Source organism: Pseudomonas sp. KU26590, from assembly GCF_026153515.1.
GTDB lineage: Bacteria > Pseudomonadota > Gammaproteobacteria > Pseudomonadales > Pseudomonadaceae > Aquipseudomonas.
Genome location: NZ_CP110644.1, coordinates 3,057,801 through 3,083,213, shown reverse-complemented (window position 1 = coordinate 3,083,213; position 25,413 = coordinate 3,057,801). Strand labels below are relative to the sequence as shown.

At 60.5% G+C, this 25,413-nt stretch carries 21 protein-coding genes; all 21 read right to left on the bottom strand.

The genetic code is table 11. The features are described 5' to 3' along the window. Positions 1 to 21: 21 nt before the first annotated feature. The 21 genes from OKW98_RS13495 to OKW98_RS13395 all read right to left on the bottom strand — a co-directional run bounded on the left by OKW98_RS13495 (position 22) and on the right by OKW98_RS13395 (position 25,328). A complete protein-coding gene (locus OKW98_RS13495; protein ID WP_265389606.1) occupies positions 22 to 1,449 on the bottom strand; it encodes an ATPase domain-containing protein in 1,428 nt (475 codons plus the stop codon). 610 nt (positions 1,450 to 2,059) lie between these two features. After that, positions 2,060 to 3,355 (bottom strand): sensor histidine kinase, encoded by a 1,296-nt coding sequence (locus tag OKW98_RS13490; RefSeq protein WP_265389605.1) that lies wholly within the window; start codon positions 3,353 to 3,355, stop codon positions 2,060 to 2,062. A gap of 82 nt (positions 3,356 to 3,437) precedes the next feature. Further along, the gene (locus OKW98_RS13485) at positions 3,438 to 4,712 is read right to left on the bottom strand and encodes an MFS transporter (RefSeq protein WP_265389604.1); all 1,275 of its coding nucleotides are present in this window, start codon (positions 4,710 to 4,712) and stop codon (positions 3,438 to 3,440) included. Positions 4,713 to 4,838: 126 nt separating this feature from the next. Next, positions 4,839 to 7,079, bottom strand: a complete 2,241-nt coding sequence (locus OKW98_RS13480; RefSeq protein WP_265389603.1) for an ATP-binding protein — start codon at positions 7,077 to 7,079, stop codon at positions 4,839 to 4,841. Continuing rightward, on the bottom strand, positions 7,069 to 7,701 hold the full coding sequence (locus OKW98_RS13475) for a biliverdin-producing heme oxygenase (RefSeq protein WP_265389602.1): 633 nt from the start codon (positions 7,699 to 7,701) through the stop codon (positions 7,069 to 7,071). The genes OKW98_RS13480 and OKW98_RS13475 overlap by 11 nt, the downstream gene beginning before the upstream one ends. Before the next feature lie 195 nt (positions 7,702 to 7,896). Next, complete coding sequence (locus OKW98_RS13470) at positions 7,897 to 8,622, bottom strand: type VI secretion system ImpA family N-terminal domain-containing protein (RefSeq protein WP_265389601.1); 726 nt, start codon at positions 8,620 to 8,622, stop codon at positions 7,897 to 7,899. Between the two features lie 17 nt (positions 8,623 to 8,639). Further along, a complete protein-coding gene (gene tssE / locus OKW98_RS13465) occupies positions 8,640 to 9,080 on the bottom strand; it encodes a type VI secretion system baseplate subunit TssE (protein ID WP_265389600.1) in 441 nt (146 codons plus the stop codon). A 3-nt stretch (positions 9,081 to 9,083) separates the two neighbouring features. Continuing rightward, a complete protein-coding gene (tssJ, locus tag OKW98_RS13460) occupies positions 9,084 to 9,620 on the bottom strand; it encodes a type VI secretion system lipoprotein TssJ (RefSeq protein ID WP_265389599.1) in 537 nt (178 codons plus the stop codon). Next, positions 9,601 to 10,692 carry a type VI secretion system baseplate subunit TssG gene (tssG, locus tag OKW98_RS13455; protein WP_265389598.1) on the bottom strand — a complete coding sequence of 364 codons (1,092 nt, stop codon included), beginning with the start codon at positions 10,690 to 10,692 and terminating at the stop codon, positions 9,601 to 9,603. Before tssG ends, tssJ begins: the two co-directional genes overlap by 20 nt. After that, positions 10,656 to 12,425 carry a type VI secretion system baseplate subunit TssF gene (gene tssF, locus OKW98_RS13450; protein ID WP_265389597.1) on the bottom strand — a complete coding sequence of 590 codons (1,770 nt, stop codon included), beginning with the start codon at positions 12,423 to 12,425 and terminating at the stop codon, positions 10,656 to 10,658. Before tssF ends, tssG begins: the two co-directional genes overlap by 37 nt. A 22-nt stretch (positions 12,426 to 12,447) precedes the next feature. Then, complete coding sequence (gene tssA, locus OKW98_RS13445) at positions 12,448 to 14,049, bottom strand: type VI secretion system protein TssA (RefSeq protein WP_265389596.1); 1,602 nt, start codon at positions 14,047 to 14,049, stop codon at positions 12,448 to 12,450. Then, on the bottom strand, positions 14,046 to 17,411 hold the full coding sequence (locus OKW98_RS13440) for an ImcF-related family protein (RefSeq protein ID WP_265389595.1): 3,366 nt from the start codon (positions 17,409 to 17,411) through the stop codon (positions 14,046 to 14,048). Before OKW98_RS13440 ends, tssA begins: the two co-directional genes overlap by 4 nt. Further along, positions 17,408 to 18,562 (bottom strand): hypothetical protein, encoded by a 1,155-nt coding sequence (locus OKW98_RS13435; protein ID WP_265389594.1) that lies wholly within the window; start codon positions 18,560 to 18,562, stop codon positions 17,408 to 17,410. The genes OKW98_RS13440 and OKW98_RS13435 overlap by 4 nt, the downstream gene beginning before the upstream one ends. Positions 18,563 to 18,564: 2 nt before the next feature. Then, on the bottom strand, positions 18,565 to 18,831 hold the full coding sequence (locus OKW98_RS13430) for a PAAR domain-containing protein (protein ID WP_265389593.1): 267 nt from the start codon (positions 18,829 to 18,831) through the stop codon (positions 18,565 to 18,567). A gap of 185 nt (positions 18,832 to 19,016) precedes the next feature. Continuing rightward, on the bottom strand, positions 19,017 to 19,841 hold the full coding sequence (locus OKW98_RS13425; protein ID WP_265389592.1) for a hypothetical protein: 825 nt from the start codon (positions 19,839 to 19,841) through the stop codon (positions 19,017 to 19,019). Beyond that, positions 19,841 to 20,641: a hypothetical protein gene (locus OKW98_RS13420; protein ID WP_265389591.1), complete on the bottom strand. Its 801-nt coding sequence runs from the start codon at positions 20,639 to 20,641 to the stop codon at positions 19,841 to 19,843. Before OKW98_RS13420 ends, OKW98_RS13425 begins: the two co-directional genes overlap by 1 nt. Before the next feature lie 41 nt (positions 20,642 to 20,682). After that, positions 20,683 to 21,477, bottom strand: coding sequence for a hypothetical protein (locus OKW98_RS13415; RefSeq protein ID WP_265389590.1), 795 nt, complete (start codon positions 21,475 to 21,477; stop codon positions 20,683 to 20,685). A 40-nt stretch (positions 21,478 to 21,517) separates the two neighbouring features. Next, positions 21,518 to 22,309 (bottom strand): hypothetical protein, encoded by a 792-nt coding sequence (locus OKW98_RS13410; protein WP_265389589.1) that lies wholly within the window; start codon positions 22,307 to 22,309, stop codon positions 21,518 to 21,520. After that, positions 22,306 to 22,461 carry a hypothetical protein gene (locus tag OKW98_RS13405; RefSeq protein WP_265389588.1) on the bottom strand — a complete coding sequence of 52 codons (156 nt, stop codon included), beginning with the start codon at positions 22,459 to 22,461 and terminating at the stop codon, positions 22,306 to 22,308. The genes OKW98_RS13410 and OKW98_RS13405 overlap by 4 nt, the downstream gene beginning before the upstream one ends. A gap of 40 nt (positions 22,462 to 22,501) precedes the next feature. Beyond that, a complete protein-coding gene (locus OKW98_RS13400) occupies positions 22,502 to 23,296 on the bottom strand; it encodes a hypothetical protein (protein ID WP_265389587.1) in 795 nt (264 codons plus the stop codon). 1 nt (position 23,297) lies between these two features. Further along, the gene (locus OKW98_RS13395; RefSeq protein WP_265389586.1) at positions 23,298 to 25,328 is read right to left on the bottom strand and encodes a lipase family protein; all 2,031 of its coding nucleotides are present in this window, start codon (positions 25,326 to 25,328) and stop codon (positions 23,298 to 23,300) included. Between the last annotated feature and the right edge of the window lie 85 nt (positions 25,329 to 25,413).

Here is a 25,413-nt window from a genome sequence, read left to right as displayed (position 1 = left end):
ACATCGTCTCGAAGACAACCGTTACGCCGTCGCATTGCCTGAATCGTCAAGGGCATGGAACACAGCCTTTTTCACAGTCAGACCCTGATCGCCGATCAAGACGTCCAGCAGGGCCGGGTCATAGGGGTTATCTCGGATTTTGAGGATCGACAGCTGCCGGGCCAGCCCTGCGGATGACTGGGCAAAGCGGATCAGCATGAGGTTGTCGACGATGCCCGACAGGTCCGGGGCCGGGGCGTCGACCTTACCGCCGAGCAGGCCGCGGATTTCCCAGCTCGCCACCACCGTGACACCACGGGCACGCAGCTCACTCATCAGGGCGTTGAACAGGTCAAGAATCCGCGCCTGATCGGCAGAGGCCCGGGCCATACCGCCGAGACTGTCCAGAAACACCCGCTTGATGCCCTTGTCTTTGACGATCCGCAGCAGGTCGAGGGCGAGCTTGTCGATCAGCTCGGTGGTCACTGACCTCCAGACGATGTGCAGCGCACCGGAACGTTCCAGCGCCTCGAAATCCAGCCCGAGCGCCGCCGCCTTTACCCGAAGGCGCTGCGGGGATTCGTAGAAGCCGAACAACAGCCCAGGTTCCTCGGCCGTCGAGCGAGCGAGGAAGTTGAGGCCGAACGTGGTCTTGCCGGTGCCCGACGGGCCAAGGAGCAAGGTCACGGACGACTCCACCAGACCGCCGCCAATCAAGGGATCGAGCGCGTCAATGCCGCTGGGGACGACGCTGAATTCTGCACTGTCGCGCAGCGCCGAGTGGGTGATGGTGCTTTCGAGGCGCGGGTACACGACCAGACCGTTCCCGGTGATTTCGCATTCGTGGGCGCCGGGGATGGCGCCGCTGCCACGGGTCTTGCGCGCCTTGATGCGGCGCACGGAACGGTTACAGACCAGTTCTTCACCCATTTCCAGCACGCCGTCGACCATGGTGTGTTCGGGGCTGCCGTCGTCCAGCCGGGAGCTGGTCAGGAAGAACACCGTACAACCGGCGAAGGCCGCGTGGCCCTGCAGTTCGGAGATGAAACGCTTGGTATTGAGGGTGGATTCGGCTTTGGAGCGGGCATTGAGCAGCCCGTCGAGGATCAACACTGTGGACTTCTGGCGGACGATCTCCCGGCGCAGCAGTTTGACGACTTCATCGAGGCCGTCGTTTTCCATGGTGTCGAACGCGCTGACGAACTGGATCTGGTCGCCGACCCGGTCCTTGTCGAAGAAGCTCATGGTGGAGAGGAACTGAAACAGCCGTTCGTGGGGCTCGGCGAGCAGGGTCGCGAACAGCACGCGGCCGCCATTGCGGATGTGGTTGAAACCGATCTGGTTGGCCAGAATGGTTTTGCCCGAGCCCGGTCGACCCTGAATGATGTACGAGGATCCGGCAACGAAGCCGCCCATTAACAGCTCATCAAGCCCTTCAATTCCGCTCTGAAGGCGTTTTAGCTGATTCAAATTTGCTTCCTCCGCCACGGTATTGGCGTCGTGAATGTTACGAGTTGAGTGCGCGACTGATCGCACATTCTTCCGTTTTTAAGGGAGCTTTCCAAGGGCAATCATCAATTCTGGTGACAGATGTGCACGCATTCGCCGACAGACGTGTCGGGAAATCCATTCGAACGGGTGATTATCATTCGGCCGAATTGGCTCCAGCTTCCGGGGTGCACCCGTCGGTCTCGCGCTCGTGCGGTGCACAGGACCAGTGGAGTGCGGGGGGTGTATGTCACTGAGAGAAAATCAGTGGCCTCCTACCCGGCCGCTTCCCGGGGGAACCGGACCCCAGTAGGACCGGCTTCAGCCGGGAAGACGTCAATCGTCTCACTGCAAAATTCAGGGTGGTCGCACCGGCCTCTTCCCGGCTAAAGCCGGTCCCACTGACAGCACGTATTCCTCCTGTGGGACCGGCTTCAGCCGGGAAAGCGTCAATCGTCTCGCTGCAAAATTAAGGGTGGTCGCACCGGCCTCTTCCCGGCTAAAGCCGGTCCCACTGACAGCACGTATTCCTCCTGTGGGACCGGCTTCAGCCGGGAAGGCGTCAGTCGTCACGCCGCACAACGGAAAGTGCTCAAACCGGTTTTTGACCCGCCGAATCCAGTTTCAACAACACGGTAAAACAGCACCCACCGTCATCACGGCTGGTCAGGGTGACGGTCCAGTGCTGGTTGGCGCAGATTCGCTGGACCAGCGACAACCCCAAACCCAGCCCCTCCCCGCGTTGCTCGTCACCGCGCACAAAGGGCTGGAACATGGCTTGCTGTTTCTCCAGCGGGATACCGATGCCGCTGTCCTCGACGCTGAAACCATCGCTGCGCAGGGTCAGCTGAATGAACCCCTGATCGGTGTAATGCCAGGCGTTGCGCAGCAGATTGCCCATGACCGAACGCAGCAAGGGTGCGTTGTGCGTTTCGCCGTCGGCTTGCAGCTGTTGGTAAATGAATCGCAGGCCTTTGGCCTCAATGGGAGGACGCCAGGCCTCGACCAGTTCGTCGGCAATCTGCGCCATCGATGAGCGCTGACCCTGGGGAACGTTTTTGCCCTCGGTACGGGCCAGCAACAGAAAAGTTTCGACCAGTTGGTTCATGCCCGCCGTGGCCTTGGCGATGCGCTTGACCTGCGTGCGGGAGCGGTCGTCCAGCGCCGGATACTCCATCAGCAATTCACAGGACGTCGCCAGCACCATGAGCGGCGTGCGCAGCTCATGGCTGACGTCGCTGGTGAACAACTTCTCGCGACCCAGCGCGGCCCGCAGCCGGCCGAGGGTTTCGTCGAAGGATCTGGCCAGCGCGCCCACTTCGTCGTTGGCGTAGTCACTGGCCAGCACCGGCGCCAGTTCCAGCAACTGATCGCGATGACGCACCTGGCTGGCCAGGCGCGACACCGGCGTGATCACCCGGGACGCCAGCAACCGACCCAGCAGCACCGCCAACAGCACGCTGAGGACGAAGCCGACCAGCACGACCCCAAACAGAATGCGCTCGCGCTTTTGGAATGTGCGCTGATCGCGCAGCAGCACGTAGTGACGCCCGTTCACTTCCGAGACCATGGCGTAATAGGCTTTGTTGCCGCGAAAGAACTCCTGAAATCCCGGATGCAGGCCCTTGAGGTCGTCGCTCATGGCGAGGTCGTCAACGCCCTCGTCGGCGTAGAACAACTCGTCTTTTTCCGGCCGGTGGCGCCAGTCGCTGATGCTGTCCACGGCCAGCAGACGGTGCATATTGCCGCCCAGGCTCATGACTGACAGGCGCTTTTCGACCACGTGCACGGTGGCAATGATGCCGACGGCGAATACCCCGGCGACCAGCGTGCTCATCAACGCAAATACGATGACAATCCGTTGCTTAAGGCTTTGTTTGATGTCCATGAAGGTCCGTGCATGGCGGTACTCGAATCCGGGGCGTTGCCCCACCGGCGGCGATTATCCGGTGCGGGATGTCATGGTTTTGTCAAACGTCGCGCGCTTCACGGCGAAAGCCGGTCCCAGTGAAAATCAGAGGCCGCATCAGCCACATGCCGATCGCGCACGCGCCCATCAGCAGGCAAGTGACCATGAACACTATCGGCATGCCGAAATGCCCGCCCAGGTATCCCCCGGTCAGTGGCCCGAGCACCTGGCCGATGTACTGGCAGGACGTGGAGTAGCCAAGCATGCGCCCGGCCACGGCGTCGGGCACCGAATGGCGAATGATCGCCGCGATGCACGGCAACAGCCCGCCCAGGGCAATGCCCATGAGAAAACGCAGCAGCACCAGTTGCCAGGCGTGACTGACGAACGCCTGGGGTATCAGCAGAATCGCCGCCGCGCTCAGGCAGCCGATGACCACCTTCCAGTGGCCCACGCGGTCCGCCAGTTTGCCGATGCGCGAGGCGGACAACACGCTGGCCAGCGCAGTGGCCGACATCACCAGCCCGGCCATCAGTGTGACGTTTTCGCTGTGCAACTGGGTCAGGTACACGGTGATGATCGGCTCGATGGACATGATCGAAAACATCACCAGACAGGCGACCACCAGCATGGTCAGCACCGGCTTCTTGTCAGTGATGACGTCCCACGCCCGCACGACGGGCGCTTTCGCGTCGCCAGCCAGGCGTTTGGGCCGAGGCGCTTCCTTCATCAGGAACAGCGTGGCAAGGAAGGTCAGAAAGATCACGCCCCCGGCCAGGAAGAACGTGTTGCGGATGCCGACCAGCGGCGGCAACAAACCGCCAATCAACGGCCCGGCCAGATTGCCGGCCATGATGCCTGACGAGAGCATGCCCAGCGCCCAGCCCGTGCGCGCTTTGGGGGTTTGCGTCGCCACCAGAATGGTCGCGCCGGAGGCATAGCCGCCGAGCAACCCCGCCAGTAAACGCAGCCCGACCAACTGATAAATGTTCTCCGCCAGTCCGATCAGCGACATGGCCACCGCCATGCCCAGGCTGGCACGGATCAGCATTAGCTTGCGGCCGTAGCGATCACCCAGACGCCCCCACAGCGGCGCCGTCAGCGCTGCAGACAGAAAGGTCGCGCCAAACGCCACCCCCGACCACTGCACGATGGCCGCCTGATCGCTGACGCCCAGGTGTTCGACATACAGCGGCAGAAACGGCAGCAGCAGGGTCATGGCAACGATGGTGGTGAACGCGCCGAACACGCAGACGGCCAGGTTGCGCTTCCAGTGTTCTTCGACGATGGACTGCCGAGGTTGGGTTTCAGTGTTGGGTGGGGATAGCGCGGGCATGAGGGCTCTACCGTGAACGGACTGCGCTCACGGTAGAGGCCTTGCGGCGATAAATAAAATTCATGTTTTTCATGCAGGGGATTCCAGACAGGAATAGCCCCGCCATCAGTGCCCGGCCCTTCGGCGTCAAGAAATCAGGGAAACGCGCGGCACCGAGAAGCGGAACTCACTGCCGACGCCTTCCTCGCTGGTGGCGCTCAGTTCGCCGCCGTGGGCCTTGACGATCCCCTGGGAGATGTAAAGCCCAAGCCCTGAGCCACTCGGATTGTCTTCGCGTCTGCGCCAGTAGCGTTCGAACACGTGGGGCAACTGATCAGGAGCGATGCCGTCGCCGGAGTCGACCACGCTGACCACCACGTGGTCGCCTTCAGCCGCTGCCTTTACGCTGATATTGCCGGCCTTGGGCGTGAATTTGATCGCGTTGCCGACCAGATTGGAGAGCACTTGAAACATTCGCTCGGGGTCGGCGAGGATTTTCAGGTCGGGCTCGGCGTGGAACGTCAGGTCGATAAATTTGTTCAACGCCAGCGGTGTCAGCAATGACCAGGCATCTTCGAACAGCTGGCTGACTTCCAGCGGCTGGGCGTCGATGGAGTAACGGCCGGCTTCGATCTTGGAGGTGTCGAGCAAGTCCTCGAGCAGGCGGGTCATCCGCGTCGAGGCGCGCTGCAGGGTGTCGATGGCGGAGGTGAGGCGTTTTGACGAGGCGCTGATGTCAGCGGCAATCACCCGCTGCATCATGCCGCACTGCATGACAATCACCGTCAGCGGGCTGCGCAGGTCATGGGACACCACGGCCACAAGCTCATCGCGAGCGCGCACGGCGTCTTTCTCACGCAGCACCTGGCGCGACAGGTCAGCTTCCAGCGCCGAACGACGCAGGTCGGACACGGCGTAGACATCACCAGGGCTCCAGCTTCTGGCCGTGCCGTCGACCTGCTGCTGCCACACGGCAAAGGATTCCCGTGGGTGCAGGCGGTCGTTGACGATCCGTTTGGCCTGCTGCGGGTTGCCGCTCCACTCCACGCTGCCCTTGAGCTCGCCTCGAAACCACAACACCCCATTGGCCACCGGTTTGGGCAAGCTGAAGGCCAGCAAGCCGCTCGCCACGTGGGAATAGGCCTGAGCTTCAGGGAACACCGCACCGAGGCTCGCCGACTCGAACACCGGTTTGGGCCTTGTCTGCAGCCATTGCTGCAACGCGATCACCTGCTCGGGGCTCGGGCACTGCCCGATCAGGTGCACCTGACCGTCGATGATCACTGCCGCACCGCTGGCGTCGACCAGTGTCAGCAGCGCCTCGGAATGTTCGAGCAAACCGTGGTAAACGTCGTCTGACGCCTCGTTCATCGCCCGGGACAAGCGCTCGAGCATGTGATGCTTGGCCAGCCGCTGACGCTGGATCTGTTGGTCTTCGAGCAGGCTGATCTGCATCGACAGCACCTGGCCGATGGTCTGGCAGGCCGAGCGCAGTGTGTGCGGCACCTGCAACGGCTCGCGATTGCCGCAGCTGATCAGGCCCCACAAGCGATCGTCCTTAAGCAGCGAGATGCTCATCGACGAGCGCACGCCCATGTTCTGCATGTACTGACAGTGGATCGGCGAAACGCTGCGCAGCACTGCATGGCTCATGTCCAGCGGCGCACCGGTGTCCGGGCGCAGTGCTGGCATAAGCGCCGCTGGCACATACGTGGCGTCGGGGATGATGCGCAGCCAGTTCAGGCGATACAGCTCGCGGGCCTGCTGCGGAATGTCGGTGGCCGGGAAGAACAGGCCCAGGTAAGCGTCCAGCTGGGCGGTGGCCGACTCGGCAATCACCTGACCGTGGCCCTCCTCCTCGAAGCGGTAGATCAGCACGCGGTCGTAGCCGGTCAGTGCGCGGATTTCGTCGACGCTGATGGCGTACAAATCACCAAGCGATTTGGCCGACTGCAAGCGCCGCAAGGTGCGGGTGAGACGCGGGCCCAGTCCGAGCAGCGACGCTTGTGTGGAGACGGGTTCCAGTTCCAGAAACAGCAGGCCGTCGTGGCGGTGCAGCAAGCCCTCGAACGCCCGCCCGCCACACTCCATCGGCAACGGGTCGAGGCTATCCAGGTCAGCGTTTTCCTGCACGGCGGTGCGCAAGGCGTCTGCCTGCGCGTCGCCCAGCCAGCGCGCCAGGGCGTCACCGGGCAGTCTGTCGTGGGCGATGCCCAACATCTGCCAGGCATTGGCGCTGGCCTGTTGCACGGTCCAGTCGGTTTCGAGAAGGGTCAGCAGGGCGCCGTGGGGTTGAATGGCACCGGGAATGCGAATGGGTTCGTTGGCGCAGTTGTCCAGGAGGTCATCCAGCACCTGTTCCCTGAGCTGCGTGTCGTTAAGCGTCATTCAGCACTCTCGCTTGCTCCAGCCAGGTTTGAAAGCAGTCGAAGGTCGCGCAAGCCGCCTGCACCACCTCGGCGTTGTGCAGCGGCGTATCGAACTCGGCCAGTTGCTTGAGGAAGGCCTTCCACAAACGCCCGGTGTCGCGGCCGTACACGTCCAGAAACTCGCCGCCGCTGTCGGCATCGATGCCCAGTTTGTCGGCGATGATCCGGCGCAGCACCTGCCCCCCCAGCGTAGCCCCTTCCATGACATACATCACGCCAAGCAACTGGGCGATGCTGCCGATGGCGGGCAGTTCGCGGCATTGGGGCAAGGCGTAAATCTGCGTATCGCTCAGCCCGAGGGCGTGCAGATCCTTGATCAGCGACGGAATTTTCTGCCGCGCGGGGTCGATGGCATGGGGCGCAAGAAAGCGCTCGATCAACTGTTGCAGGGGCAGATGGAAGCCGTAATAGGCCTCGATGATCCGTTTGTAGGTGTCGAGGTCGAGTCGGGAATGGGTCAGTGGCAGCCTGGCTTCGAGGGCCCTGTGCCGGACAGCGGTCGCCGTGCGCAATTGCTGCAGTACCGTGGCGAGGGGCGCCGGGGCGTCCGCGCAGGGCAACTGGTGGGTGATTTCAACCAAGGGCAAAAGTGTCCGGTCTGAGCGGACGTGCCTTAAGATGCGGCAGCCGCAGTCTTTAGGCAGATGATGCGCGCACACTAATGGAGACAGTGCCCGGCTGTAAATATAGCTGACAGGTAAATCCCGACGTTCGGCTGGGCGGTACGTCCTCTGCGCGACCGGCGCCGTGGGGAGGCCATGATACACCCGGCATCGTCACAGCCAGGCCAATGCGGCGAGCAGGCCGAGCAGCCCGCCGATCAGTAATCCGATCCACATCGCGGGGCATTTTTTTGCATCGGGCCTGATGGGGATTGACGTTGGCTGCGTGGCTGCGGGGTTCCGTTGCGTTGGGGAGTGCGTCCTGGCGTGCATCGGTAAGGGTGGCATGGCGTTCGGCGCCACCAGCACTGCGGCCTGAGCATCGCGTTCGATCAGGGAGACCCGTTGCGCCACCTGCGTGCGCAAGCCTTCCAGGCTAATGATGGGCACTGGAATCTGCTCAAGCAGCGTCAGGCGCACGTGCTCAAGCTGCACATTAAAGAAATCAAGAGCCGCCAGATCGCAGACATCGATTTCCAGCTCCCGCAGCACCGCTTGCCACGAGGCGAAGAGTCCATTGAGGATTTCAGTCCGCGCCGACACCCCTCGGGGCCAGGGTTGGGCGTCTGCCCGCAAAAGGGTTTCCAGCACCCCCAGGCCTTCGTACATCCCGTCCAGCCCGGCCAGGCGGCTGCGCGCCAGGGCGTAAGCCGCCGCCGTTTGCAGGTCCACGCCGTTGCTGGCGAACAAGGCGAGGCAGCACTGCTCGATGGTTCGCCAGTCAACATCTGGGCAGGCCGGATGGCCAAGCCTTGCCATCTCGATGCACAACGTCCGGTAGTCAGGCAACGCGCGCGGATCGCCGCCGGCCTTGATCCCCATGGCGAAATCCCTGGTCATCGAGCTGTCTATCGGCCTCAAGGCAGGGCCCGCACGTCATGGCGCTTGAGATGACGCACCACCGCCCTTCCCTCCGGGCTCAACGTCGTGCCGAACGTGGCGGTGCGCTCGCCTTCCAGCTTCGCGTCGAGGGCGTAGACCAGATGGCCCGGCTCGGTCTGTGGCAACAGCTCGATGTGCAGCGACAACAGACGCGGCTCGTATTTGAGTAGCGTGTCGGCAATGGTGCGCATCAGGGCATGGGCGGCAGACGGCAACCCTTCGAGCACGGCGCCCATGTCCGGCAGGCCGTAATCGGGCAAGTGCGCGAGGGTGCCCGCGCGGCTGTTGAGAATGCGCTGCAGGTTGTCCAGCACCGAGAGCACGTACTGATCGTCCTCCGCCACCCGGGCCAGATCGAGTTCACCGGTGAAGTTCTGCAGCAGGGTTTCGTAAAGCGACGGGTTGAGCTCGGTCATGGCTCAACCCTCGGCCAGGGGGCGCAGCGTCAGCCGGCTTTCGCCCAGCTCGATGACCCGGGGCCGGTCCGGGTCGAGGTCGTCGCGGCTGAGCAGCAAGCGCCAGTCATTGACCTGTGAGTCGGGCTCGCGGAACAACCCGACGACGGCGACCACCCCGGCGTTTTCATTCAGCGGCACATCCAGCTGCGCGCCCTCTCCCGGCTTGATCACCAGCGATCGCTGATCCAGCAGGTCAGCGCCGAGCAGGCGGTCGGCGTCCCGCAGCAGGTCGTCGTAGGTGGCGTTGTTCGCCGACTTGCCATCGCGCAGCTGGTACACCCGCACCATCACTGGCACCGATAACGCGCGCATGTCCGTGCCCTCAGTGTTCAGGGCCACACGACCGTCGAAGTCCAGGCGCAGCGTTTTGACCTGTTTGTAGAAGATCGCCCTGGTCATCGATGCGGTGGAGTCGGACACGCTCTGCGTCACCCCGCAGCCGCTGACGAGGAGGCCGAGGGCGATGATGGGCAACGTTTTAACAATAATAGGCGACATGGGTAGGTTCTCCTTCCTGAGGGTTGACGTGGAGCCCCTGATAACGGCCCAGATGAATGGTGATGGTGTTGTTTTTCCCGGCGGCGCAGCCCTTCAACCCCAGTCCCGCGGTCATGCCCAGCAGCACGCCGCGTCCGCTCAGTGCTGAAACCGGCAGGCAGTCGATCGGCAGCGACAGGCGCAACCGAACCGTACAGCGCCAGCCCAGATACACCTGCAACAGCACCAGCAGGTCGCTGTGCAAGCCGCCGCCGGGCAACCATTCCCGCGCCTCATCGTGGTCAGCGGTGAACAGCGTCAGCATCAGTTCGCTGTTGACGTCGCGGCCGACACTGCCCAGCGGTGTGCCCTGGGACAGGCTCACCGGCGGCGCGGAGCAAAGTCTGGCAGGCGCGTCGAGGACAATGTTTAGCGGCCAGTGGGCCGCGATCGACGCCTGGGTGTGAGACGCCAGCAACTGCACCAGCGCCGAAATGCCCTCGGCATTGCGGGTCGGCAACCTCATCACGCCCAGCAACGCCAGAAAACGCGACAGCGGCGTGGCGACGCGTTTCGCCGTGCCGGGGATGCCCAGCCCGATCAGCCCGAACAGGCACTGGGAGGTCGGGTCGGCGCCAGCGGGCGCGAACGACGCCGGGTAGGAATACTTGCGCCAGATCCGGTAGAACTGGGTGAAGACCCGATGGTTGAAGATGTCGAGAAAGCCCTCCAGTGCCTCGTGGCCTTCCCGCCGTTGCGCGATGTCGTCGAGGTAACGCGTGGGCAGCGGCGAGTCCACGCCATAGAGGCCGAGCAAACGGGTGCGCACGGTCGCCGGCAGCCCCTGATCCTCGGACGACCACTCCACGGCTTTCAGTTCACTGGCCGGAAAACCCATGCCGGGATCGGGCCGAAAACGCACCAGATCATCCGCCGGGTCTTCCGTGCTGCCCAACGGCGGCTGATCTGGCGCAACGTTTTCCAGCAACTGGCAGAAGCGGTAAACGCTCGCCTGCGCCACCCGCCCCTGCACGGCATCAAGCCATTGGGCAACCCTTAACCGGGAATCCGCTGGCTGTGGTTTTCGCTCCATCGCAGGCTCCTCCCGGTCGGTTGCAGGATCAGGGTGATCTGGGTGAACAGATGGATGTCGGCGTACAGCGCGAAGAACCGGTTGAGCATTTCGCCGAACAGGCAGATGTCACCCTCGCCGGCAAAACCGCTGGCATCGAGGGTGACTTCGATGTCCACGCCGCGCAGCAGAAAGCCTTTTTCAAAGCGCTGAATGAGGTGATGACGCACCTCGACGATGGCCTCCAGCCGCCGGCGATTGAGCTCGCTGCCGGTCCAGTCGTAAAGCGCCAGGGTGCCGCGCAGCACTTCGGCGCTGTCGAGCATTGGCAGGAAGTTCGAGCCCAGATGGCTCAACACCCGCCAGTGAAAACGGTCGCGGCTCGGCGGATAACACGGCAGGGTCGGTGCACACAGGTTGCGCACCCGCAGGCCGGCCTGGGTCGCGCGCAGCGGCGTGTCGAGGATCGTGCTTTGCAGCGCTTTTCTCGGCAGTTGGCCGTTGGTACCGGTGAGCCGCAGGGACAGGCATGGGCGCTCGGTCAGACGATCGACGTCCGCGCCCTCTCCGCCCAGTATCAGCCAGGTGTCATGCAGCCCGTTCGCCCCGCGCTTGAGGCGGGTGTGGAAATACCGCTCCGGCGCCTCGTCGCGGAGCATGCCGCCCTTGTGCCGGAAGCTGGAAAACGGCACGTACTCTTCCCGCCCCGAATCGCGAGACGCCGTCACCCGGTCGACCGAGTAAATTTCGGTGTGGCCGTCCTGCAAGCGCATCGGCCGCAGCAGGTAGTCGGTCTGCAACGGGTCCAGGGACAGCGGGTCGGCTTCCAGCTCAAACAGGTTGATCACTGGCACGGCGTGCAGGCGAATGTGCTCCGCGCTCAGGGCAAACCCGTGGGGCCACGGCACACTCAGCACGGCCTCGAGTTCAAACCACGGCGCGTCGGGCGCGAGGCTCATGTTCTCAAGCCCGTGCAGGGTGACGAACATGAATTTCTCGGGAAAACTGAAGTACTCCAGCAGCAACTGATAGCCGCTGAAGGCGCTGTCGCCCTTGGGCCAGAGCCGGTCGTCATCGCCGAAGCCCTTGGGTCCAAAACGCCCCAGCAGCGGTTGGCGTTGCGCGTCCCCGGGCTGACGCACATAAAGCGCCTGGGTGCCCAGGGTCAGTGCGTGATGCAGCGCATTGGCCACCGCCGGCGTGGCGTTGAGGTACAGCGGGATGCGGCGCAAGTCCAGCTGACCCCAGTGGCTCAGCGCACCGCAGGAAAAACGCAGGCGGATCACCGAGCGGCCGTCCGGCTCCTGGGCCAGGCGCACCGAATCCAGCGCCAGCGGACGCAGGGTCAAGTCCTGGGTGGTGGTGTAACTGCAGCGCGTGCGCTGGGGGCCGATGGGTTGCGACTGGATTTCAAAGCCGGTCGCGACCTGTTCGCTCTGCTTCATCTGGTGCACGTCGGGCTGCAGCTCGACAATCGACAGCGACGGAATCGTGCGCAGGTAATGGGGCCACAGCAGGCTGACCAGGCCTTCGGTCAGCTCCGGCAAGTCGTCGTCGAGCTTCTCCCGCAGGCGCCCCATCAGGAACGCGAAGCCTTCGAACAGCCGCTCGACGTAGGGATCGTGGGCGCCGGGTTTGTCCAGATTCAGCGAGGCGGCGCGGTCGGGAAACGCCTGGGCGAACTCCTTGCCGGCCTCGCGCAGGTAGCGCATTTCGGCGTCGAAATAACGCAGGGTCAGATTGTCCGTGTTCATAAAAACCTCCTGGTTGAAAGGGTCAGCCGCACAGCACTGCTGCGCGCACCGGGTCCATGGCCACCAGAGCCGCCAGCAACGGCTCCATGCGTTTGCCCAGGGCGGCCTTGTCGGCGTCGCTGCGCTGGGCTTTGATGCGCAGCAGCTTGAGCAGCCGCGCCTTGACTTCAAACACCCGCGCAGGCTCCCACTGGGCGAGCACGTGGCGCTGGGCCGTCGCGTCCAGTTCGCCGAGCACGTGCAACGCCAGCTCGCTTTTGCCGTACTGCTCGGCGACCCGCGCCATCAACAGGCGCAGCAACCAGCGCTGCCGGCCGCCGTGAATGTCGGGCCGCGTGTCGAGCCAGGCCAGCGCCACCTCGACGCCGTCGCGGTCAGCCTGGGCCAGCGCCTCGCTTTCGAGGGCCAGAATGTCGGCCTCGTCCGCCACCGAAGTCGCCGCCGCGGGCAGCCATGCAGCAGCGCCCTGGGTGCTGACGTGCTGTTCGATCCACTCGCGGGTGGTCTCGTCGGCAAAGGCCGAGCCGTCGTCCCAGCACAACGTTTCGAGGCCCGGCAGGCGTTCGAGGAGCAGGCTCAAATCCTCCTTGACGATGCGCGCCCAGGCTTCCGACGGCGCGGGTTGTCGACTCAGCGCCTGATACAGAAACCACTGCAGGTCGAGCCAGAAATGGTTCACGCCCTCGGCGAACATGCGCTCCACCTGATCGAGCAACTCATTCCAGCTCTGTTGCAGGTACAGCCGTTTCAGCTGCGCGCGGTATTCGCCCCGGGGCGGCGTCAGTCGTGTTCGACCGCTCGCGTCCTGGGGCGGCGACTGGTGCACGGTGTCCCAGCGCAGACTTTTCATCAGCCGATGGGCCGCCAGCCAGCCCTGGGGCTGCTCGCGCAGATAACTGGCCAGGGCGCGACCGTTATCGAGCAGGTCGCGGCCTGAGCGGATGGTGTTTGGCGCGGGGCTGGCGGCTTCACGGCTGCCTGCTTCACGGCCACTGGCGTCGTGGCTGGCACTGAATTGCGGCACCACGGCATCCAGTCCGCCGGCCTGGGCCAGCCGTGCCGACAGCGCCGAGCACAGCGCGCCCAGCTCCGGTCGCTGCTCGGCGGGCCATCCTTCCAGCACGCGATCCAGCCAGGCGAGCGCGGCGACCGTCCGTTCGGCCTCGGCCTTCACCACTTCCGGGTACAGCGTCAGGCTGTCGAGCACCTTGGCGCTGGCCAGCCACTCCAGCGCCACCTTGCGACTGTTGGGCCGCGCCGGCAGCACGTCAGTGGTGTAGCGCTCAACGATGGCCGCCAGCAGATTCAAGCCCTGCGCGAATCCGGCTTCGCCGTCCCGCTGCAGACGCGCCCACAGGTAATAGGTGAGCACGCGCAGGTCCTTGCACGTGCCTTTGAGCAGTTTTTCCGCCAGCACGATGATCCGATCGGCGTCCGCCCCGGAGAGCTTGTTGACCTCCTCGCGCATGCTCTGGAAATCATCGTCATAGCCCGGGTCCTGGCCGGCCGGAGACTCGGCGCTGATCGGCGTCAGCCATGACGCCCATTCCGTGGCGTGGGCCTTGGCGATCCCTGCGGCGTCGCGGTCACCCAGCGTCGTGGCGATCAACGCTTGCAGGCTCATTCGATCACCTCGGCACGTGATAACGTTGGTGCGCTGGCAATCCCGTTGAGGAAGATCTGTCGCGGCAATCTGAAATTGCGCAGCGCCAGCAGGCTCATCGGTCCTGCGCCCAGCTCGGTGCGCATGTGCCAGGTCAGGTCCAGGCCATCCGGCGCCGGCACGCTGATGCGGTAGCGACTGTCGCTGTCGTCCAGCGCCGTGAAGGTGGCGGTGTCCAGCAGACGGATCAGCCCCCATGCGCCCTCAAAATCGCCATACAAACGCTCGCCGCTGCGCACGCTGGTCCAGGTCAGGCTGGCGCCGGGGTAATCGCTGCTGCCGGGCCAGGCAAAGCGCTGCCAGCTTTCTTTCTGGTTGAAGTACTGATGGCGCGCGCCGTTGAGCACGAAGGTGGTCTGCACCACGTCGCGCACCGCCTTGCCCTGCAGTTCGAAGTTGATGCCCATGCCGCCGTCGGTGTAGAGCACGTCGGCCAGGTGGCTCAGCTGGTTGACCGCCGCGAGAAACTTCGGATTGATCAACAAAGCCTGACCATGGGCCGGGTCCACCACCCAGCGGCCGCCGTCCTTGCGCAACACGCCGGTCAGTTCGCGCTGCAGGAACTGCTCGATGCGCCCGGAGTCGGCGCGGATCATCTTGCCCAGCATCGGCAACGAGGCGTCGCTGCCGGTGGCGGCGAAGGGATAGCGGCCGAGAAACGCCGTGTCCCAATGATCAACAACGGTCTGCTGCCACTGCCGGTTCAGCGCGACCGCCGACGGTTCGAGCACCTTGCCCCATGCCTGATCCAGCGGCTGCACGAACAGCGCATGGGCCACGCCGTCCCACTCCTCGCCGAGACTGGCCGCCAACAGTTCGCCGTAGGCGCGGGTGTCGGTCAGGTCGATGTTCTTGCCCTGAAACACCGTCTGCGCCATGGCCTGGGTCATGCCCTGGGGATCGGCAGCGTGACTGACCTGCTGCAACTTCAGGCGCACCCGGGTCACGCGGGTCAGGAACGCTTGCAGGCTGAGGTCGTCATCGCCGCTTTTGCCTTCCGGATCTTTGCCCAACAACCCCAGCAGCGGGCCGAAGGTCGGATCCAGCGGCCCGGCCGGCGAGTCGAGCTGCTGGTTGATGGCAGGCACCGGCATTGAGCGTTCGCTGCCCATCAACTTCTGCGCCGACTGCACCAGCGAGTCCTTCAGCCCCTGACTGCGAGTGCCGGCCTGACCCTGCCACGCGAGGGTGTTCATGAAGGCAATCAAGGGTGACTGACGGACGTCGCTCATCAGCGTCAGCTGATCGATGACGTCGGCGAGGCTGTCGGCCCGTCGCCACTGCACGCTGTTGAGAAACTCAAGCCAGGCGCCGGAATAGTCATGAAAGTAGCGCTCGGTCAGGCGCGCTCGCAGCTGTTCCGGCGAGGCGTCCGCAACGCTGCTTTCCCGATCACTGAGCACCCAGTCGATCTGCTCGCGACGGGCCTCGACGATGTCATCGATTGCCTGACGCACCTGCCCTTCCCACGCTTGCCGTGTAAACACACCCGGCACCCGCGCCTCGGTGAAAAACAGCGGCCACGCCTCTTTGTCATCAACCATCTGCTCAACCCCAAGATCGGGAGCGTGGGTCGCGGCGGCCTCCAGCACCTGCTGGTACAGGCTGGCTTCGCCGTTGCGCTGCCCCAGTTGCACCAGCAACACCTGCCGCGCCTGGGCCACCAGTGCGTCATCCGGCTCGATGCGCCACTGCGGATTGGCCGCCAGTTGCTCGGCGTAAAACTGCCACAGCGTCGGCGACAGGCCTTTCCACAACCCCGGTGATACGCCCATTCGCGCCGGTTCGGCATGACCCAAAGCCGTCACCAGAAACGCGGCATCTACCTTCTCCGGCCGGGCCATCATCAGGTAGGCCTTGAGCTGCACATAAGCGTTGTGCGCGCCCTTGGCACGCCGTGGACTGTCGGCGGGCGACGCCACCAGCGATGCCAGCTGGCGCTCCAGGTTCTGCGCCGCAGGGTCTCGCATCAGCCGGTTATTGGCCTCCACATAGCCCGGCCACATCCCTGCGAGCAGCGCATCGTTCTTGCTCAGCCCGAAGCGCTGGAACCACGGCTCGCCACGCGGGGCGCGTTCCTTCAGCCTACCCATTTCGAGGATCAGCGCGTTGAGGGCCAGCAACTGCTCATCGCTATTGCCCGCAGGTTGGACGGCCGCGAGGGATGACTTGATTTCAAGGATCTGCGTGCGATGGGTGGAAAACGACAGCAGTTGGCCCGTCAACCAGATCAGCATCGCGCCGAGGGCAAGCGCGTAGCTGATGCGCGTGACCGGCCAGCCCAGCCGGCGGGTTTGGCGTGACTGGTTTTGGAGTAAGCCCGCCCACGCTGGATCGGGCAGCCACAAATGGTCAGCGGCGTGGGTGGGTTGCGCCGGCAAGCTGAACCACAGGCCGCTCAACGATACGCCACGCGCAAACTTGCCCAGCAACGGCGTCAGCGCCTGACGCCAGCGGGCGATGCCCTCCGCTTTCAGCTGTTGGGACAAGCGCAAGAGAAAGTCGTGGTCCGCGTTTTCTTCCATTTGGTCCAGGCCCTGTTTGCGCAGCGGCTCGTCCAGACGGGCAAGAGACGTTTCCAGCTGCGACCCGGTGACGCGCGCGGAGAGCAACGATCCAACCGGCTCACGCGGACGGGTGTGCTGCGGCCATTGGCTTTCGCAGACCTCCCACAGGTGCAGCGGCAACTGCCAGCCCACGGTTCGCGCCAGTTGCTGCAGACCGGCGACGCCACTGGCCATTGTCGCCGCGTTGGCGCTTTGCTGTTTATCGAGGGCCCAGACCACGCCGTCCAGGCCGCGCCGCTGGGTGACCGCGTGCCAACGGGTGGCGGTTTTGCAGAGCTGGGATTGCGGGCTGCCGCCCCAGAGCAGCACGGTGTTCTGGCCTTCAAGCCACTGGGCGTCGGCAAGGCCTGGCGCGATGGCCTCGATCTGTTTGGGCTCGCCGACGACCAGAATGAAACGGGTGCAGGTGCGCTGGAACGCGGTGTACTGGTGGTCGAGGTGCTCCTGGAGTTCAGCGACGCCCGGGAGTTTCTTGGTTTCAGACGTGGATGACGATTCCTCCGGTGGGAATACGCCGTCACCCTGCCGCCGCTCAACGCTGCGGCGGCTTTTCACCAGCGCCAGGACACGAGGAAGGGTCTGCACCAACAGCGCGATCACCATCAGCAACAGAAACGCCGTGATTTGCTGATGTCTCTCCGGCAGTCCGACCCTCGCGCCATAGGTGTAAACAAGCCAGCCCAGCGCTGCTGCGAAGGCGACAAGCCATACAGCGCCACCCGCGCGTCGCCAGCCATTGCCGATCAAGGATTTCATGCGAGTTCTCCCGGTATGACGGTATTGATCCAGCGGCCTGTGTCTTCACTGGCCAGTAGCAACAAGGGTTGCTGCGCGAGTCTGGTCATCTCGATGCCCAGCGCTGCCAGCAGCCAGTGACCGCAAGGGCCCGGCACGCCGTTCATCGGTTCCAGAATCCAGCGATGGTCAACCGACAGCGCTGCACCCTCTCGCGCGGCTGCGGGCAGTAATGGGGTGGTTTTCGGTTGCCAATCGGCGCTGTCAGCCAGGAGGCCTTTGGCCTGGCGAGCAGTGGCCTGAATCTGAAGGAAGCTGGTGAAGTCGGTTTCCAGCGAATCGACGTCGAGGGGCATCGGGCGCAACAGGCGCGCTGCGATTGGGAGCTGGTGGGCTTTGGCGACTGCGTCGGGGCAAAGCAGGAGGGCGGCGAGCCCGTCGGAGTAAGCCTCTTTACCGTGGGACTGGACGACGAGGATGAGCTCGACGGCGTCGCTTGGGGTTTTGAGGGTTTCTTCTAGCCAGGTGAAGGAGAGCTGGCTTGTTACCTGGATGGCGGTGAGGGATGACGGGGTGAGATCGGACAGGTGCTGCTGGCAGGCGTCCGCCAATGCTGGATGCTCATCCTGTGGAGCATCGGTCAGGACAGTGACACTGAGCTTTTCACTCGGTGGCAGCGGCGCCAGGACTGTCGACAGCGAACCCATCAATTGAGCAAGACCCGCCAGGGCCCGGCCCTTTTGGCCCTTCGGCAGGCCAACGATGCGGCGGGCTTTGCCTGAGTGTGGGACAGCCGTATGGGGCGGCTTCATCATCGCCACCGCAGACAAATGCTCGGGCAAAAGAACCAGACCGGCCATGGCCGCCATGTAACGCTGACCCCATTCCGCCCAGGCGACCTGTGCCAGCCGCGACCGCTCCTGCAGCAGCCTGTACTCATCCAGAGCGCCACCGTAGGCGTGCACCCGCGCCGCCAGCGCGAGAATCGCCACCACCAACGGCGAGGCGGTGAACGCCCATACGTTTAACCCCTGCAATTCAGGCACCACGACGTAGAGCAGAAACATCAGCACAGCCGCTGCCCCCGCTAAAACCACGATCAGGAGCCAGCGAACCGCTGAAGGGGGTTTGGGTGCGAGCCCTGCTTGCACGTATTCACGTTGCCACGCCATCTTCAATCCACCGCCCAGTCAGGTGCGCTGGAAATGACCTGGCAACCGCACAGCGAGTGACAGCCGTCGACCACCAAGGCACGGCCATCTTCGAAGCAGTCGTCACAGCCCTCAATAATGGGATTAACGCCATGTCCCGGTATGGGACACATGACCATATCCCCCACCAGAGCGACTGCTTTGCCCTGAGTGATATGAGTGGACGACGCGGAAGTTACCGCTCCTCCGTGGGTGGTCTTGTCACCCAACAATACGAATCCTTGTGACATTGAAAGATCCTTTGTTAATGAATTGATGAAGCTGGGTATTTATTCCGCGCGAGCGGATGCCTGGGCGAGCTGATGCGTTGCGCGTGCTTGTCATACGTGCCGGGTTTTAACGGTGCGGGCCTGTACTTACCGGCCTGATGGCCGATTCAAAGATCAGGTGTGGCAACCTAAGTCATTTCACATCCTCATCGGTTGGCTTCAGCCTTTAAACGAATGGCCTCAAGCGTGGGAAAATCTGGCGTATCGCTGTCATCAGGGCCCGAAGTGCCGTCTGGATAAGTAAAGGCAGGGTGAATTCCGGTGCTTTTGAACTGTGGCTGTTTTGATGTCACGACATACTTGGCGTGAAGCACTGCCTCAACGTTTATGTTTCGCACCTGGGGAGCCAGGTAAGTCTGGTAAGGCACCGCTTCGCCCACCAGATTAAGTCTCTTGACGTAATCCTTCTTTGAGACATCTTTTAACCATGGGTAGTAATTATTCTTTATATCGAGACGGGTCCCCACCACCTCTTTGGCCCATTCAGGCCGAAAATCCGGGTTGTTATGCTGAAACAGGACCAGAACATCACCTCCCGTTCCCACTACCGCACCTTCGCCAATGCGCTCAGGCCATTGAGGACGTACCCCAAAATTCACATAAGCCACGCGCCACCTACACATCCCGCCACCGTCAACAGCGAAATCGGCGTCATAGAAATCGCCCTCCCCGCGCCGTTTGAACGCTACACGCTGCTCCCTGATATTGCCGAATACATCAGGCCCCTCATAAACGTTTTCGCAGATCGTCGATAGATAACCCACGGCCATGGTCGGCGGGACTAAACCTTCCGATACTTTAATCGTCATCGTGACTCTCTCCCCCTCCGTGTCCGGATGGAGTTCATAGTCAAGTGCGCAACCACTGAGCGATGCCAACAACGTAATACTTATGAGTAAAGCGCTGAAGCCTGAGGCTTTCTGATTCATTTGATCATCCTGAAGATATCCAGCGCCGCTGAGCCATTTCATTATTTCGCCTCCGTCTTCAAGCGGATTTTCTGCATTTTTTCAAAGTCCGGCTCAAGTTCCCTGTTGGATTCTTCCGTTCCGTCGGGGTAGCGAAATGTTGTCGTTACGATTTCGTCAGCGCTGCGCTTCTTCGGGGAAGTCGACGTCACGACAAGATCTGAATGCAGCACTGGCTCAAAATAGATGTTTCTTGCATCCCGAGCCCTGTAGGTACGATAACTTTCATACTCTTTGGCCAGATTTACACTCTTATCATAGTAACCAAGTTCGTAGGCTTCCCTTACCCATGGGTAGTAATCCTTTACGATTTTCAGGTCCGGTCCTTCCACAAACTGATCAACAGTATTAAAAGGCGCGTGCTCCCCATCGAACTTAACGACAACCGTCCCAGCAAAATAAGCCGTTACTTTTTTTGCAAAACGATTTGGAATACGATGAGCGACTCCAAACTCGATGCTATCTAGTTGCCATTCACATTCACCGCCGCCATCAACGAATACCTCCGCCTCGTACAGATCTGTTTCTCCCCGCCTCGCGAACTTCGGATTTTGAAAATTTGATCCTGGAAATGGCACACTGCCCACACCGGGGAAGTCGATAAACATTCGGCATCTGGCCGACTCGTACTTGGCGAGCAAAGTTTTGGGCTCAAGCTCGGCAGGCACTTTTATAACAATTTTTACCTTTTCGCTGTCGGGCGGGGGAGTCAGAACTTTATAGTCTTTTACGCAACCACTTAAGAGCGCGATTAGCGCAAGGCATAAGAGTGTAGTTTTTGCGTATAGCGTCGCGTTACTCATATAAGACTCCTTAAAAAACAGGTGCAGCACACCGAGCGACTTCATTTGTTTGCTTCAGCTGCCAAGCGTATTTTTTGCATTTTAGTAAAATTGGGTACCGACTGCCCATTGGACTCTACTGACCCATCTGGGTAGTAAAACTTTATGAAATCTCCAATGATGTGTCTCTTTGGCGACACGGATGTCACGACCACGTCCGAATGCAAAACTGGCTCAAAATATATGCGCCTCGCCTCCCGAGCCTTATAAGTAAGATAACCGCCACCTTCGCTAGAGAGACTTGCATGCCTGGCATAACCGCCGATAAATTTTTCGCTTAGCCATGGATAGTAATCTTTGACCATTATTAAGTCTGGACCTACCACATTCCTTGTTCTTCCGAAACTGAGCTGCGCATCGTTACCATCAAACTTTATGATGACCGTGCCGCCTATGCCCTGCGTTACACTTTCCCCGAAGCGACTAGGAATACGGTAGTTGATGCTAAATACGACATTACTAAGCCGCCACTTGCAGCGACCGCCTCCATCGATGAACAACCTCGTCTCATAGAACCCTGTGGCCCCACGCTTCGTTAGCTCCGAACCATAACCGTTATATCCTTCAAGGGACTCAGGCCTCCCGTCACCGTCATGGACAACTTTACGGCATATAGCCGAGCGATACATGACTCGCAGAGGTGTCAGCTCCAGTTCCTCAGGCATCTTTATAACGATTTCGACCTTCTCACCATTCGGCTGTGGATTCATACTGTAGTCTTTGGCGCAGCCGCTGACAGAAGTTAGCACTACAAAGCACAAAATCGAATTTGTAAAGATTGAGTTAGCGTGATTCATGGAATGTTTCTCAACACAGACGGTGGAGCAGCTGGCGACTTCACGTCTTCGGCTCCGCTTCCAAACGAATCTTTTGCAGTTTTTCAAAACTCGGCATCGCACGCCAATCGGACTCCACCGTGCCATCCGGGTAGTATAATTTTAGGAATTCACCAGGTATGGGTTTTTTGGGCGCTATAGATTTAACTACATAGTCTCGATGCAGCACTGGTTCGAAATAAATCTTTCGTGCATCTGGCGCTTCATATGTGATGTAGCTTCCACCCTTGCCGGACAGACGGACTCTCTGGACATAGCCGTTTATAAAGCTCTCGCTCACCCAAGGATAATAATTTTCCACAATGCGCAGATCGGGCCCATTTACTTCTATGGAGCGAGACACCTGCCGCTGCGGGTTGTTGTGATCAAAAACGATCACTACTCCACCGCCCGAACCTGGTATTACGTTTTCCCCAAAAGGGGTAGGCATTCGGTATTTGACGCCGAAATCAACGTTGCTTAGACGCCATTGGCACGGACCGCCTCCCTCGACAAACAGCTCTGTTCCGTACAGATCCCCCTCGCGTTTCTGTAGTGGGACTTCAAAACCATTATGCCCGTCCACCCTCTCCGGCCGACCGTCTCCATCATATATCACACGCTGACAAACGGCAGATCTGTACATGACACGCATGGATCTCAACCCAAGATCTTCGGGCAACTTAATAGTCAACGAAACTTTTTCACCATATGGTGCCGGCGACAATCGATAGTCCTGAGCACAGCCACCTAATAATGTCACCGTCGCCAAAAGCAGTAGCAGACTTCTCGAGCCGGACATCGTAATCTTCATTTCCACACCACATCTTTTTCTAATGCGTCCAGACGCAACAACGCTTCAAGGCCGCCCTCGGCTTTTTGCGTCGCCGTTAAAACCGAGCTGATGGAAGTGAGCAGCGCTAAACCCAGAATTGAATTGCTGACGAATAACTTCACACTCTTCATTTAGCCCTCCTTGCGGTGTTCTGCGGCACGTTGAGTGACTTCATTTTTTTGATTCGGCCTTCAAGCGGATTTCCTGCATTTTTTTAAAGTTGGGCTCTGACCTCCGATCAGACTCTACTGTTCCGTCAGGGTATTGAAACGTAATGAATTCACCAACCTTGTGTTTTTTTGGCGCTGTCGATGACACCACATAATCAGAATGCAACACCGCCTCGAAATACACGCTACGAGCTTCACGGGCCTCGTAGGTTAGATAACTTCTCGCCTCGCCTGCCAGACCCGCACGTTTGACATACCCGCCCGAGTAACTATCTTTTACCCAAGGGTAATAGTCCTTGATGATAGTAAGGTCTGCTCCTTTAACTTTCATCAAACCAGATGTCCGACGCTGTGCATCGTTGTGGTCAAATATCACAATTACCCCACCGCCCCCTCCTGAGCCCACGTTTTCTCCAAAACGATTAGGCACGCGATAGCTCACCTCAAATAAAACATTACTTAAGCGCCACTCACAGGGCCCACCGCCGTTTACAAATAAATCTGCCTCATAGAGACTTCCGTTGTTTTGGTGTGACAATTTCACATCAATCGAGTTGTAACCTTCGAGCTTCTCGGGTCGTCCATCTCCGTCATGGGTGACACGTTCGCAGATCGCTGATCGATACATCACCCTCAGGGGTGTTACTTCTAATTCCTCGGGGACCTTAATAGCAATCTTGACTTGCTCGCCACTCGGTGACGGCGCCATGCTGTAGTCTTTCGCACAACCACTAATGGAGAGAACCGTCGCAACACAAGGCAGCAAAACCTTCAAACCCAAACCTTCTCTACTCATACTAAACTCTCGACGCACTAGCAACTATGTCAAGCCGCTGCAACGCTTCAACCCCACCCTCCGCCTGAACTGTTGCCTCCAATGCCGCTTCTATTTGCTTATGCATTTTAAGAAACAGGTCATTCCGCTCATATTCTTCTTTCGGCGAGGTGCCGCCATGCTTTGTCATCTGTTCCGCGAAGCGCTTGATCTCGTCCTGTGCATCAAGCGGCGGCTTCCGATCAGGTTCGATGGCTGTGAGTAGTCGATGGGTTATGTGTGCCATATATTCGCCCATCATGTGATTCCCAATACCTAGCAACCCTCCCGGCTTGGGGTTTTTGTAGCGTGGGAATATTCGCTCTAGCGTTTTCTTGTCAAGGCTGCTTATGAACAGGTGTTGTAGTTTTCCGCTTTTTTCACTCAATGTTTTATTAATACTTGGCACCAGATACAGGTTAGGCCGCACGGGCAATCGGGTCTTTATGGTGTTGTAGTACGGCGCGCCGAGACCATCCTTATTCCGATATGCAGGGTAGGAAGAGCCACGGCTCTGAATGTGCTGTTCTACACGATAAAACATGGCAAGTTCGCCATGATGGCCGTATGAATCACCGAATTCGATCACATTAGTTGCGAGGGCCTGACCCATCGACCAAGCGAAACCTAACGTCGTGCCTAAAGGGCCGTAAAGCCTATAGAGATGGTTATCCAGATCTGCCTCAGGCGGCACGCTGGGTATAGTGTCGGTGTCATGGACGTGTCGAAAGTGGGCAAATCCGCTTAACCCCTGTATCGCGTCTATGGTAAACGTACGTGGCATACCGTAGGTGTACAACACCGGACCTTTATCCTTGAGTGTTGCTGCATGTATTAGACCCAAAGCTCCTCCAAGGCTGTGTCCGCAAATGAAAAGTTTCCTAAACACACTATCTTCTGGAATAAATTCACTGAAGTCCCTAGCGTATAAGGTTTCAGCTACTTTGAAGGCCTCACGAAACCCTAGGTGAACCCGGCCCTCGAGCGCCAGGTCTGCGCATGGAACCGAAGGCGCACAACTCAACTTCAGCTCTGGAGGGACAGGACGAAATGTGAGGTCCGTGACTAAGTCTGGCGCATGGAGGCGGTCAAAGTCAGTCCCGCGCCATGCCACCAGTAACTGAGCCGCGTTTCTGACGTAGAAGAGCTGTGTGTCACCCTTGGGAATGGCTGCTTTAGCAGTATTCAATACCTCGCAGCGCTCGTAACGATCATCGAACGGTACGTCAGTGACCAGACAGGGCCAATTTCTCCCACCATCCCACACCCTAGGCGTCCTCGATAAATCAACGCACTGCTCGGCAAAGAAATACTCAGGTGACCCGTACAAATTCTCCGCGCGGTTGCTGTATGACAAGATGCTCATCAGCCCCAAGTTGTAGGCATTAGCCAGGCTGTACTCAGGCTGATGATGCAAAACCAACGACCACGCACGCAGCGGGCAAACTTCCAATACATGCCGACAGTTCAGCGCTTCGTATTGCACCGTAAACCCTGAAAACTCAGCGTCCGGGAAATGATAAGCCGGTGGCGGATCCAGCTCTGGCCAGGGCGGATTGAACACCGGTAGCTCATCACACAGTTGCCCTATTCGCAGGTAGTGATACACATGTCCCTGCTCAAGTGCCTGCTTTTGCAGCGGCGAAAACCCGGGACGCTGCTTTCCGTACAGAGGTTTGCTGTCACTTGCACCTGGCCGCTCGGGCTCAGGCCTCACCGCGCGCAACCGCCGCTGTTGCAGGACTTCAGCCAACGGCGCTGCCGGCATCAGCAATGTCACGTCGAGTGGATAAAGATCCTCAAGTCGAATCACACCCTGTGCATCGGTGAGCCCAGAATATTCGGGAACGCAGCCATCCCGCACTGCCTGATTGGTCGCCCGCCACGGCAGATTAGCCAGCGGCGCGCCGAGCTCATCCACCAGTTGAAATTCAACCCAATGGGTTTTCTGCGGGCCGATGGCCACAGGCTTGTAGGTGCAAAAAATGTCCGTCTGGTGCTGTCTGTCTTTCATGCCGGGTCCTTCCTGATTGAAAATTTGATGCGGTGATAGATCGTCGCGGCCGATTGCCTGGCGGCGGACCCAGTGTCGGTAGCCG